Annotated in this window: 9 protein-coding genes, 1 tRNA gene and 1 pseudogene; 7 read left to right on the plus strand and 4 right to left on the minus strand. The window is 61.9% G+C overall.

The genetic code is table 11. The annotated features are described in order from the left end of the window. A partial coding sequence (locus G455_RS0121235) for a transposase (RefSeq protein WP_028095488.1) occupies positions 1 to 219 on the plus strand: 219 nt, incomplete at its 5' end. Positions 220 to 461: 242 nt separating this feature from the next. Here G455_RS0121235 and cas9 read toward each other — a convergent pair. Beyond that, on the minus strand, positions 462 to 3,707 hold the full coding sequence (gene cas9 / locus G455_RS0121240) for a type II CRISPR RNA-guided endonuclease Cas9 (RefSeq protein WP_229861863.1): 3,246 nt from the start codon (positions 3,705 to 3,707) through the stop codon (positions 462 to 464). Beyond that, positions 3,704 to 3,934 carry a hypothetical protein gene (locus tag G455_RS26535; protein WP_154664450.1) on the minus strand — a complete coding sequence of 77 codons (231 nt, stop codon included), beginning with the start codon at positions 3,932 to 3,934 and terminating at the stop codon, positions 3,704 to 3,706. The genes cas9 and G455_RS26535 overlap by 4 nt, the downstream gene beginning before the upstream one ends. Before the next feature lie 933 nt (positions 3,935 to 4,867). Here G455_RS26535 and G455_RS0121250 point away from each other — a divergent pair. After that, positions 4,868 to 5,098, plus strand: coding sequence for a hypothetical protein (locus G455_RS0121250; protein ID WP_028095490.1), 231 nt, complete (start codon positions 4,868 to 4,870; stop codon positions 5,096 to 5,098). 123 nt (positions 5,099 to 5,221) lie between these two features. On the opposite strand, the gene G455_RS0121255 is transcribed toward G455_RS0121250, so the two are convergent. Then, a tRNA-Leu gene (locus G455_RS0121255) sits at positions 5,222 to 5,305 on the minus strand. Between the two features lie 152 nt (positions 5,306 to 5,457). Between G455_RS0121255 and G455_RS0121260 the strand changes: the two genes are divergently transcribed. Continuing rightward, complete coding sequence (locus G455_RS0121260; RefSeq protein ID WP_028095491.1) at positions 5,458 to 6,036, plus strand: YqaA family protein; 579 nt, start codon at positions 5,458 to 5,460, stop codon at positions 6,034 to 6,036. Then, the gene (locus tag G455_RS0121265; RefSeq protein ID WP_028095492.1) at positions 6,036 to 6,494 is read left to right on the plus strand and encodes a disulfide bond formation protein B; all 459 of its coding nucleotides are present in this window, start codon (positions 6,036 to 6,038) and stop codon (positions 6,492 to 6,494) included. The genes G455_RS0121260 and G455_RS0121265 overlap by 1 nt, the downstream gene beginning before the upstream one ends. Positions 6,495 to 6,505: 11 nt before the next feature. Here the strand turns inward: G455_RS0121265 and G455_RS0121270 are convergent, their stop codons facing one another. Then, positions 6,506 to 6,931, minus strand: a complete 426-nt coding sequence (locus G455_RS0121270) for an Lrp/AsnC family transcriptional regulator (RefSeq protein ID WP_028095493.1) — start codon at positions 6,929 to 6,931, stop codon at positions 6,506 to 6,508. Between the two features lie 106 nt (positions 6,932 to 7,037). On the opposite strand from G455_RS0121270, the gene rocF reads away from it, so the two are divergent. The 3 genes and pseudogenes from rocF to G455_RS26540 all read left to right on the plus strand — a co-directional run. Further along, the gene (rocF, locus tag G455_RS0121275) at positions 7,038 to 7,964 is read left to right on the plus strand and encodes an arginase (RefSeq protein WP_028095494.1); all 927 of its coding nucleotides are present in this window, start codon (positions 7,038 to 7,040) and stop codon (positions 7,962 to 7,964) included. After that, the gene (locus tag G455_RS0121280) at positions 7,961 to 9,010 is read left to right on the plus strand and encodes an ornithine cyclodeaminase (protein WP_028095495.1); all 1,050 of its coding nucleotides are present in this window, start codon (positions 7,961 to 7,963) and stop codon (positions 9,008 to 9,010) included. Before rocF ends, G455_RS0121280 begins: the two co-directional genes overlap by 4 nt. Before the next feature lie 158 nt (positions 9,011 to 9,168). Further along, positions 9,169 to 9,718: pseudogene (locus G455_RS26540) on the plus strand (transposase); the annotation flags it as partial. Positions 9,719 to 10,057 lie beyond the last annotated feature (339 nt).

Here is a 10,057-nt window from a genome sequence, read left to right on the forward strand (position 1 = left end):
GCCCGGCATTCCGCCATCGACGGACGGACAACCCGGCACCTCGGCTACGCCCTGTCCCAGCGGCGCCGCAAGAAGATAGAGGAACCGTTCGGCTGGGCCAAGACCGTCGGCGGCATGTCCCAGACCGTTCACCGCGGGCTCGATAGGGTCTGCGCCCAGTTCACGATGACGATGGCGGCCTGCAACCTCGCGAGGCTACCGAAACTCCTGACGGCCTGACGGAGAAGGCAACTCTGACCCGCGACCACCGCCGATGCCGATGCCGATGCCGAAGAAAACCGACTTCAAATCGTGGCGGCAGGAATAACGTCCTTCAAGGCCGACTTCTTCAGCAGCCTGCTAAAAAACCACGCTCCCGCGACAGGTGCCGACCATCGTTGGCGATATCAATGACTCGGTCCAATGCGCATACTCCAAACTACTGGAAGCATGGCATAAATCCCTGATTCGCGCGACTCCGCTCAGGTTTTCGGCGGACCGGGATCACGGACGCGCCCGATTTCATCAACGATAATGCGGCGCAGACCAGATTTCATGGCCGACTTGGCGCTTAAGCGAATATAGAGATCCTCTTTGTTTTTTCTATACCGATCGGAGGCGTTTGCTTCAGCATGAGGCACAAGTTCGATAACCCCGTTGCCATTGAACTTTGCGACGGTTGCGGTCACTGCCCCGAATTTGCTGTTCTCCACGCGCACCATGTCGCCTTTATGCAGCCGCAAAAGACGTTTCGCCGCGGGGTGCCTATTCTCTTTGCCTTGGTGCGCGTCGAAAGTCGTGACGACACTGTGCTGGATTGCCCCATCAGGCAGCCGCCAGATTTCATAACAATGGTTGCTGTCGCCCTTGTATGCTTTAAGAGGCCGCCCCTTGTCGGTCGTTCCAACTTCGACCCGGGCCGCACGTTGCAAGGTCTCGACAAGGCGCACGCGGCGCAGACCCTGGTAGGGGCCATCCTTGGCCGCAAATTGGCGCAAAGCATCCTCAAACGCCTTTCCATCCTTGCCTTTGGTTGCTGCGGCTAGCGCCTTTTGCAATTGCGGATCACGGATGTTCTTGCCCTTGGTCGTCCACTCGATGTCAGAGAGTTTGAGCGACAAAAGAGGCGTACGGCTGACGACGGTCATATCGTCGATGATCCCATAGGCAGTATCGTTGTGAAGCTTTCCCGCCGTACTGTCATGGCCCGATTTCCGGCCTTCGACATCAATCCGGCCATGGTCAGCGCGGTGGCTGACCACGATCTTGTCGAGCTGAGCCGCAATGTCCGATCGGAAATGCTCCCACGGGGCGGGCGTGTCCCGAGCGATCAACTCGGCCGATTGCGCGGCCTTCTCACCCTGCCCCGCGGCTTTGCTGATCCGGTTGACCAGGCTGCGATCGGTGCCGCCGACCACGGCGGCGTCGATGGCGTGGTGACGATGGTCGGTGCGGTTCTTGGCCTTGGCCGCCCCATGATCCTTGTCGCTCAGCAGCGCGTTCAATCCCCAATGTCGCCGCAGCATCTCGGTCATCCGTCCCGGCACAACCCAGACATGCCCGCCTTCGGTGAAGAGCGTGTCGAGATAGGTTCGGGAGATACGCGAGAGATATTGGGTATCCACGAGTGCGCGATCGAGGAAGTCGTTTTCACCTTCGAAGCGTTCCATGGCATCCGGGCTGAATCGCCATTTTTTGTTATCTGCGAGGTTCTTGAGATTGGTCTCAATCTTTGTCCAACGCACCGGATCGCCGCCCCAGGCCTCATGAGGCGTCTGATCGCGCTTTTCGCGATTAGCCTCTTTCAGACACAAAGTACGATTAGCAAAACTGTCGTCGAGCGTACGTGAATAGGGCAGGATGTGATCTACATCGCAGGACCCGTCGAAGAGCATGGTGACGCTGATCGTTTCGCCTGTGTATGGACAGCAGCGTGGACCGACGGCAGGGCCAAGCTCTTCCCAAAGCCGCAAGAGCATCCGATTGTGCCCCGTGTCGGGTTGTCCTAATTGTTCCAGTTGCTCGCTTCGCTTCTTCGCGGCCTCGGTTGTTTCGCGGATGGTCCGCATCGCATCCTTTTTCTGCTGCTCCGATTGCTTAAGCTCCCGCGCCAGTTCCACGACGATTTGATCTGGCTTACCGTGCACTTCGATGACCTTGTTCACCAATCGACGCAACTGGTTCAGCCCAATATGCACCGTGGGGTTGGTGATACGGCCATAGCGGGTGATCTCGTCATCGTTCTCGTCATAGCTGCCCGGAATGACATGCCGGTCGAGAACTTCACCGTAGTAGGGCAACCTGTCGAGGCATTCACCCGTGCGCTGATCCGAGTGGTGCCAACCGCAGGCAGAGACCGCTTCGGAATATGTCGCGACATCGGCTTTGAGCTGCTCCAAGATACGTTGCGTTGCGGTAAATCCAAGGCGGCCATAACCTTCGGGAAGATGTACGTTTGCGACCTTCTGCGCATGATCTCTGTCTAGCTCATGCGTTGCCATAAGCCAGTCGACAAGAGCGTCAAACTCCGCCTCGCTCTGCACCTTTCGGAGGCGAGAGATGAGCTCCCATTGCGCTTTCCAGTCAAGCTCGGACCAGCGCGGTCCAAAGGCGTCTGGATGGATCATCACCGCGCGCACGGGATCGCAGGCAATGGCATCGCGCACGCCAGTCTCCAGCGTGAAGCGCTCGTTATCCCGCAGTTTCAGCACCTTACCCAGAGCCTTCAGCGTCAAGTTCATGGAAGACAGCGATTTCGCAGGCTTCTTGTTGTCGAGCGCATGAATGACCTGATCGCGTTCTACCAACGTGAGCGAACGCGTTTCCTTGCCGTCCGCCGTAACGCGCAACTGGTTCACCGTCTCGTAAAGCACACGTCGCTGGGCCAGAGGATGGGCCTTGGCAAGGCGCTCCTCGGCTGTAAACAGACATAGCCCGACCCTTGGCTCCTTAAGAGGGCGCTGGTAAAAGATCTTCTCGAATACCAGATCGCGCAGAGCATCCGTCAGGACCTCAGGATGACAGGTCGCTTGAGCCCTCCAGAGCTCCTGAAATTCATCTTCAAGATGACGCCGGTCAGGATAAAAATCATAGCCTGCTTCCTCCTTGGCATCCGGCCCGCCACGCGAGGCGACCGAGAGGCGAGTGCGCACCGTTGGCACATGCCGCGGGTCGCTGGCTCGCAGCCGCCGCATATGAAGAAACTCGCCATAAGTCCGCGCGCCGTTGGTCATCATTTCGAGATCAAGCCGCGCTGTCGCGTCTTTGATCATTCCGCTTTCGTTGTCGCCACGATCCGTCTTGCGGTTCGATTTGAAGCCGCGGCGCTGGTTAAGATGAAACAGTGCCCGCCCGAAATGTGTAAGTGGCAAAACATCATCCAAGCCGTTGGCCCGGAGCTCATAAGGGTCCAGCAGTTCCAGTTGTTTGGCCTCCGCAGGCGAAGCAGGCATCAGGCCCGATTTCGCCAGCACTTTCATCAACGCAGCGCGACGACGCAAATAACGATCACGACGGCGCCGCGTTGCCCGTGCAGCACGACGATCAACCGCGAGGGACGCTTTGGATTTTGGATCACGGCCATCCGAAAAGATGCGAACCCCACCGTCAATAACGCCGACGATACGTGCAGATGCCCCCTGGCCATCGGTCTCATATAGCCACCAGCCAATGGAATTCGTTCCAATATCCAAACCAAGGCGCATCGGATCATCCAGAATAAAAGTCAATCTGGAACAAAATCGAACGAGGCCCTGTCAATTGCAACTTGAATTCTCAGGTGTGTGGTGAAATCATGTTGAAGTTCAGAATTCGCGGTCGAGCCGTTAACAAGCTCGAAGTAGCACCACATTAAAGCGCGTCCTACGGGGCGCGCTTTCATTTTTCGAAGACCGCCGCCAGCGCCTTCGTCCACTTCCCCAACAGCGACTTGTCCTCTTCGCGCCGGATCGTCCATCCCCGATCCGGTCGACGATCAATTCCCAATCGCCCTCTCCCACCGCAAGCAAGAAATCTGCCGGGTGGCGGCAGAAGCGCAGGGCCGAGACCGCCGGCGGCTCAGTCCACGCCCAGCGGGCCTTGAGACGACGCAGGCTGTCAGAGCTGGGCAGACGACCATCAGCAGTGGGATCATTGGGGGCTTCATCTTCCAGCGCCTCCCCCCCTGCCCTCGCGGACTGCCCGCGCCGCTTCCAACGCCTGTGCTGCTGCACGCGCGCGTGCAGAGATCGTCGCGATCCGCGCCACCAGCGCTGCACGCTCCGCAGCCTCGCGCAACTACGCGCGATCAATGGCTCAGGCCCGAGCCCACCAGCCGATTGCGGGGTGAAAGGCAAAGAAACAGGCGGGCGGCAGTCACTCCGGGGCTCTTCGCCCCGCATCGCCCAGACCACTGAGGCACAGCGCAAGCTCTTGCTGCCGCCGGACGGTCAAGCCACGGATGGATACGTTGCAGCCCCCATTGACGCGCCCATGTCCCACATCAGCAACGCCTCCCGGCAGATCGCCCGCCAACGCCCTGCGCGACATGCAGAAGCCACAGAAGACCCGGGCCCTGAGATTGTCAGCGGCGGAGACGAAGGCAACACGCGTCCGATGCGGTGTGTCCGCGGGCCGTCAGGGCAAGACTGCGGATAGGAAATCGGCCAAACGCCGGCCCAACAGATCGTCGCATTCCTTAGAGTTATGGCGCGCCTTCGGCACACCCTCGGCCTCTCCGCTGCACCAGATGAGCCGCCCCTCGATGTCGTGATACGGGGTCACACCGCCACCGCATGGCTGCCGATATTGCCGATCACGAGCGCGACAAGGACGACATTCCTGAAGAAGAGGCGGCGCTTGAAATGCACAAGGAGGCGCCGGGATATGACCCCAACAAAAGGACGCCCGAATGACCCGCGACACCGCAGAGACGAAGATCTTCATCCGCGTGACCAACCTCGCCGCCGGCGTACAGGAAAGCCTGGGCGAGCGAGCCACCAGATTCAGCCCGCATGGCTTGCGCGATCTCGCGGTTATCGATCTGGCAGAGCCGGGTGCAGCGATGCAGAAATCCAATCAGAGACCAACCAGAGCTCCGAAATGGCCGCTTATTATCGGTTCAGAGCCTCGCATAAACTGATGAGCCGCGCCGCCCAGACAAAGCGCGGATAGCCCGTCTTCCAGACCAGGACAGAACCGAAAAGGATGAATTGGCTCAGGAGACAGGCCAGAGGGTGAGTGTGGCAGGACCCCGCTAAGTCCTTGGTACCCAAGGCCGGACTCGAACCGGCACGCCCGAAGGCGGGGGATTTTGAATCCCCTGCGTCTACCATTCCGCCACTTGGGCCACGCCCCTCCGATACCGCAAGGCGAGCACAGCGTCCAGAGGGAAAACCCCAAGCCCTCGCGTTGAGGTGAACGGCCAAAGCTTGACCGCAGGGCAGCACCGTGGTTTGCCATCCGTGGCGCCAAAGACGGCGCCCGTTGCAGGAACCGCCTATGCTCAGACGCCTCTACGGGCGCACCATCGTGCTCGCCGAACATCGCCACGCGCTCTGGGCACTCGCGGCAGTGTCCTTCGTCGAAAGCTCTGTCTTTCCGATTCCGCCGGATGTGCTGATGATTCCGATGATCCTGGCCCGGCCGCGTCGTGCCTGGCTGATCGCGGGGGTCGCGCTGCTGGCCTCGGTTTTGGGCGGGCTGTTGGGCTATGCCATCGGCGCCTTCTTCTTCGACAGCATCGGCCAGCCGATCCTGCAGGCGATGGGAAAGGCCGACGCCATGGCCCAGTTCAACGAGAAATTCAACGACTTCGGCTTTTGGGCGGTGCTGGCGGCGGGGATCACCCCCTTCCCCTACAAGGTGATCACCATCATGTCGGGCTGGACCGGCATGCCGCTGGGCACCTTTGTCGCCACCTCGGTCCTGGCCCGCGCCATCCGCTTCTTCGTTCTAGCCGGGCTTTTGCGCGTCTTCGGCGCGCCGATCCGCGATTTCATCGAACGCCGGCTGGGCCTGGTCTTCACCCTTCTCGTCCTGCTGCTGGCTGGCGGCTTCTTCCTGCTGAGATATTTGTGATGCGTAGCTTCCTGATCCTGATCGCCGCCGGTGGCTCGGCCGCGATGCTGCTCGCGGCGCTGGGGTTCCAGTATATCGGCGGGCTGCCGCCCTGCGATCTATGCATCGAACAGCGCTGGCCACATCTGGCGGCAGTGATCATCGGCGCGCTGGCGCTGCTGATCCGCGGCCGGTTCCTTCCCTGGCTCGGCGCCCTGGCGGCGCTGACCACCTCGGGGCTCGGCCTCTATCACACCGGCGTCGAACGTGCCTGGTGGGAAGGTCCGACCACCTGCACCTCCTCCCCCGTCAGCAATCTTTCGGCCGATCAGCTGTTCGACAAGATCATGGCCGCCCCGCTGATCCGCTGTGACGAGGTTGCCTGGGAGTTCCTTAACCTGTCGATGGCCAGCTGGAACGCCATCGGTGCGCTGATCCTGGCGCTGATCTGGATCGCCGCCGCCCGCACCAAGGCCTGAGCCGCGGCGGCTCAGGATGATTTGCTGGTCGACAACAACAGGCTGGTCTCGCTGGTGGCGACGCCGTCGAGCATGCGGATCCGCGCCAGCGCCCGGTCCAGCTCCTCCAGCGTCTCGGTGCCGAGTTCGACAATCAGATCCCAGCGCCCGTTCGTCGAATGCACCGCCCGCACCTCGGCCATGCCGGTGAGCTGACGGGTGATCCGCGCGGCACCACGCCCTTCGATCCCCACCATCATCAGCGCGCGCACCGGGTCGCGCAGCGCATCCTGCTTCAGTACCACGGTGAATCCCAGAATCTCACCCGACCGCTGCAACCTGTCGATCCGCGTGCGCACCGTGCTGCGCGACAGCCCCAATCGCAGCGCCAGATCGGACAGCGACGCGCGCGCGTCATGCCTGAGTGCCGCCAACAAACGTTCATCCGTTTTGTCCAATTCAATAATCCATTTCGACAATGCATTTGCCATATTGCGCAAATTGCTCCGTATACCTCAACGCATTTCGGCGCGATCCTTATGTCGACACGATGGGGATACGCACATGCCTGAAAACACCTGCATTCTGATCGGGGCGCCGCTCGATTGCGGCAAACGTCGCCCCGGTTGCCTGATGGGCCCGGATGCGCTGCGCACCGCCGGCCTTGGCGCAGCGCTGCGGGACCTCGGCCATCAGGTCGAGGATCGCGGCAACCTCATCCCCCGCCCGTATCGCCCGGACGAGGATACCGCCCACCTCTATCGCCTGAACGAGACGATCGCGTGGACCAGGACCCTGCGCACCGCCGCGCGCGAGGCGATGGCCCAGGGGCTGCCGATCTTTCTGGGGGGAGATCACGCGCTCTCGCTGGGCTCGGTCGCCGGAGTGGCGGAACACGCAGCGCAGATCGGAAGGCCGCAATTCGTGCTCTGGCTCGATGCACATAGCGACATCCATACACCGCAGTCCAGCGTCTCCGGCCATCTGCACGGCACGCCGATCGCCTATGTCACAGGGCGCGCGGGGTTTGACGGCTTTCCCCCGGTGATCGCCCCGGTGGCCCCGGAACATGTCTGCCTGATCGGGTTGCGGTCGGTCGACCCAGCCGAGCGCGAGGCCCTTGAGACCAGCCCCATCGCCCGCCACGACATGCGTGATATCGACGAGAACGGCATTGCCCGTGGCCTGGCCCGCTTCCTCGACCGGGTGACCGCGGCAAACGGGCTTTTGCATGTCTCGCTCGACGTCGATTTCCTCGATCCCTCGGTCGCCCCGGCGGTCGGCACCACCGTCCCCGGCGGCGCCACTGTGCGCGAGGCACATCTGGCGATGGAGATGATCTGTGATAGCGGCCTGCTCAGTTCGCTCGACCTGGTCGAACTCAACCCTTTCCTCGACGAACGTGGCCGCACCGCTCATCTGCTGGTCGATCTCTGCGCCTCGGCGCTGGGTCGCCGCGTCTTCGACCGCCCGACGAGGGCCTACGGATGACCCAGCCCTCGGACAAGGCCCTCGTCCCCTTCGTCTCGGTCGATCACATGATGCGACTGGTGCATCGGATCGGCCTGGACCCGATGTTGAAGGGGCTGGCCAGCTATATCGAAGACGACTTTCGCCGCTGGGAGCGGTTCGACAAGACGCCGCGCATCGCCAGCCACTCCGATGTCGGGGTGATCGAACTGATGCCCACCTCGGACGGAGAAGCCTATGGCTTCAAATACGTCAACGGCCACCCCAGGAACACCGCAGCGGGGTTGCAGACCGTCACCGCCTTCGGTTTGCTGGCCGATGTGGCGACCGGCTACCCCGTGCTCCTGTCGGAGATGACCCTGCTGACCGCACTCAGAACCGCCGCGACCTCGGCCATGGTGGCACGTCATCTGGCGCCGAAAGGCGCGCACACCATGGCGATGATCGGCAACGGCGCACAGTCGGAATTCCAGAGCCTGGCCATGCGGGCGATCTGCGGCATCGCGGCGGTGCGGCTTTATGACAGCGACCCCGCCGCCACCGCCAAATGTGCCACCAATCTTGCCGGTCAGGGGCTGCGCATCACCCGCTGCACCAGCGCGGAAGAGGCGATCGAAGGCGCCCAGATCATCACCACCTGTACTGCCGACAAGCGCGCCGCCACCATCCTCGGCGACAACATGATCGGGCCCGGCGTCCATATCAACGCCATCGGCGGCGACTGCCCCGGCAAGACCGAACTGGCGCCGGGCATCCTGACCCGGGCGACGGTCTTCGTCGAATATCCGCCGCAGACGCGGGTGGAGGGAGAGCTGCAACAGATGCCCGCGGATTTCCCCATCACCGAACTGTGGCAGGTGATCACCGGTCAGGCGCCCGGGCGGACCTCGACCGATCAGATCACCCTCTTCGACAGTGTCGGCTTCGCCATCGAGGATTTTAGCGCCCTGCGCTACATCCGCGACCGGATCGCCGGCACCGACCTGTACCAGCCGCTCGACCTGCTGGCCGACCCGGATGATCCCCGCGATCTCTTCGGCATGCTGGCTCGCGCCGCGCCGGTTTGACCGAAGAGACCCCCATCCAGCGGTCGTTTTCCGGCCCCTGCCCCGCGTCACGGGAGGCAGGAAGACACGCCGGAGCCCTTGTTGCGACACTAAGTGACCTGTTCCCCCTGGTGTCCGCAGTTTGAAGTTAGCCTGTTCTCCAAACGAGGAGACAGACGATGCGAAAAAGCCGTTTCAGCGAAGAGCAGATCATTCACTGCCCGGCAGGGCATTGCGCAGCAATGTCCCGAGAGGGGGCATCCTGAAGGAGCACCAAGCCGGGATAGGCGCCAAGGAGCTCTGCCGGAAGCATGGCATCAGTGATGGCACGTTCTACAAATGGCGCTCGAAGTATGACGGCATGGAAGTGTCCGAGGCCAAGCGGCTGAAGGCGCTCGAAGCCGAGAACGCGAAGCTCAAGAAGATGCTGGCGGAACACATGCTCGACGTTGCCACGCTCAAGGAGATGCAGGGAATGGGAGCAGGCGAACGCCATGCGTTCGAGTGAGCCTGCGGACGCTTCTGAAGCCCGGTGCAAGGCGACGCGCTGTGGACTGGGCCATGACAGAAAAAAGCTACAACCAGCGGCGGGCTTGCGCCCTGGCCGGGATCGATCCGCGTGTGTATCGGCGTGGATCAACCAGACCCGCAGACACCGGACTGCGAGAGAGGCTTAAGGCGCTTTCCAGCGAACGGCGGCGCTTCGGCTATCGTCGACTGTACCTTGTGTGGATGGCTCCCGCATAGCAAGTCGTAAATGATCTCATGTACCTTTTCAGAAGCGGTCTTGTGTCCGGCCTGTTTGCGCGGCTCACACCGCTGGCCCTGATGGGATCCGCAGATCAGGTTCCTATCTGCTTCGCGGGCATTTGCGCCCGGGACATTCAGCGGAGCGTCCTGATCATTGCGGCTGAAGGGTACACCATCACATCGTCGGTCTTGCTCTCTCGCTGTTTCTCTACGTCTCAGGCTGTGTGCGGGCGGTAGGGTTCGCTCCTGGTCAGCACCGCCCACATGATCCGCCCCGTCTTGTTCGCCATGGCGACGGTCGCGAGCCGGGCCGGCTTT

This window comes from Pseudodonghicola xiamenensis DSM 18339, from assembly GCF_000429365.1.
Lineage (GTDB): Bacteria > Pseudomonadota > Alphaproteobacteria > Rhodobacterales > Rhodobacteraceae > Pseudodonghicola > Pseudodonghicola xiamenensis.

Coding starts and splice junctions, on each gene's coding strand:
- G455_RS0121280 (WP_028095495.1), top strand. CDS start 7,961: ATGACCCAGCCCTCGGACAAGGCCCTCGTCCCCTTCGTCTCGGTCGAT.
- G455_RS0121250 (WP_028095490.1), top strand. CDS start 4,868: ATGACCCGCGACACCGCAGAGACGAAGATCTTCATCCGCGTGACCAAC.
- G455_RS0121265 (WP_028095492.1), top strand. CDS start 6,036: ATGCGTAGCTTCCTGATCCTGATCGCCGCCGGTGGCTCGGCCGCGATG.
- rocF (WP_028095494.1), top strand. CDS start 7,038: ATGCCTGAAAACACCTGCATTCTGATCGGGGCGCCGCTCGATTGCGGC.
- G455_RS0121260 (WP_028095491.1), top strand. CDS start 5,458: ATGCTCAGACGCCTCTACGGGCGCACCATCGTGCTCGCCGAACATCGC.
- G455_RS26535 (WP_154664450.1), bottom strand. CDS start 3,934: ATGGACGATCCGGCGCGAAGAGGACAAGTCGCTGTTGGGGAAGTGGAC.